Consider the following 1,743-nt stretch of genomic DNA (forward strand, 5'->3'; position numbering starts at 1 on the left):
CCGCAAGGTGGCTGCCGCGGCCCAGGCGCGCGGGCTGGCCATGATCGACGCGCCGGTATCCGGGGGCACGGGCGGCGCCGCCGCCGGCACGCTGACTTTCATCGTGGGCGGCGAAGAAACCGCGTTGCAGCGCGCCATGCCCGTGCTGCAGAACATGGGCAAGAACATCTTCCATGCCGGCGCCGCGGGCGCCGGCCAGGTAGCCAAGATCTGCAACAACATGCTGTTGGGCATCCTGATGGCCGGTACGTCCGAAGCCCTGGCGCTGGGCGTGGCCAATGGGCTGGATCCCAAGGTGCTGTCCGACATCATCGCCAAAAGCTCCGGCCGCAACTGGGCTACTGAACTCTACAACCCCTGGCCGGGGGTCATGGATCACGCGCCGGCCTCCAAGGGCTATGCGGGCGGATTCGGCGTGGACCTCATGCTGAAAGACCTGGGCCTGGCCGCCGAGGCCGCCCTGGGCTCGCGTTCCTCTATTCCGCTGGGCGAACTGGCGCGCAACCTGTATTCGCTGCACAGCGCGGGCGGCAGCGGCAAGCTCGATTTCTCCAGCATCGTCAACCTGCTTGCCCAGAAGCCAGCATGAACCCCGCCACCGAGCCGGACGCCGCCCGGCAACGGGTGCATGACAGCTTTGCCCGGCAAACGGTCATGGCGGCGTTCGGTGCGCGCCTGGGGCGGGTGGAACCCGGCACGGTCGATATCGAACTGCCGTTCCGCCGCGACCTGTGCCAGCAGAACGGCTACCTGCACGCCGGCATATCCACCACCATCGCCGACAGCGCCGGCGGCTATGCGGCCTATTCGCTGTTCGACGCGGGCGAAGATGTACTGACGTCAGAATTCAAGATGAACTTCCTGGCACCGGCCGATGGCGAATACTTTCTTGCCACGGGCCGCGTGCTCAAGCCCGGGCGGCGCCTGTCGGTTTGCCAGGTGCAGGTGCAGGCCTACCGCGGGGGCAAGCCCACCCTGTGCCTGGTGGGCCTGATGACAGCAGTGCGGGTAACATCGCGCTAGCCTTTATTGTCTTTTCACACCGCGCAGCATGCCGTCCAAAGAACACCACCGCATTTTCCGCGCCGGATGGCTGCGCGCAGCCGTGCTGGGCGCCAACGACGGCATCGTGTCCACGGCCAGCCTGATAGCCGGCGTGGCGGCGGCCAGCGCCTCGCACGAGGCCGTGCTTACCTCCGGGCTGGCAGGCCTGGTGGCCGGGTCGCTGTCGATGGCGGCCGGCGAATACGTCTCGGTGCGCTCGCAAGCCGACACCGAGGCGGCCGACCTGCGGCTGGAACAGCGTTCGCTGGTGGGCAACTCGGCGCAGGAACTGCAGGAACTCACCGACATCTACGTGGGCCGCGGGGTTACGCCGCAGCTGGCGCGGCAAGTGGCCGAACAGCTTACCGGCTACAACGCGCTGGACGCGCATGCCCGCGACGAGCTGGGCATTTCCATCCATAACCGGGCGCGGCCCGTGCAGGCGGCCGTGGCATCGGCGGTGTCGTTTGCCACCGGGGCGGCCTTGCCCCTGCTGACGGCGGCTCTGATCCCGGTGGAAAGCATCGTGGCTGGCGTCACGGCCTCGTCCATGGTGTGGCTGGCCGTGCTGGGCGCTATTGCCGCGCAAGCGGGCGGGGCCCCGGTCTGGCGCGCCGCCTTGCGCGTGACCACGCTGGGCGGCCTGGCCATGCTGCTTACGGCAGGCGTGGGGGCCTTGTTCGGCGTGGCGGTGTAGCC

3 protein-coding genes are annotated in these 1,743 nt (G+C 68.6%); all 3 read left to right on the forward strand.

Features of this window, described 5'->3' with window-relative positions; all coding sequences use genetic code 11:
- Nucleotides 1–589: NAD-binding protein (locus tag LPZ50_RS24645; RefSeq protein WP_230665462.1), on the forward strand; the 589-nt coding region annotated here is incomplete at its 5' end.
- Complete coding sequence (locus LPZ50_RS24650; RefSeq protein WP_230665463.1) at nucleotides 586–1,023, forward strand: PaaI family thioesterase; 438 nt, start codon at nucleotides 586–588, stop codon at nucleotides 1,021–1,023. The genes LPZ50_RS24645 and LPZ50_RS24650, both read left to right, overlap by 4 nt.
- Before the next feature lie 28 nt (nucleotides 1,024–1,051).
- Complete coding sequence (locus LPZ50_RS24655) at nucleotides 1,052–1,741, forward strand: VIT1/CCC1 transporter family protein (protein ID WP_230665464.1); 690 nt, start codon at nucleotides 1,052–1,054, stop codon at nucleotides 1,739–1,741.
- Nucleotides 1,742–1,743 lie beyond the last annotated feature (2 nt).

The organism is Bordetella petrii (genome assembly GCF_020991325.1).
GTDB classification, from domain to species: Bacteria; Pseudomonadota; Gammaproteobacteria; order Burkholderiales; family Burkholderiaceae_B; genus Bordetella_A; species Bordetella_A petrii_E.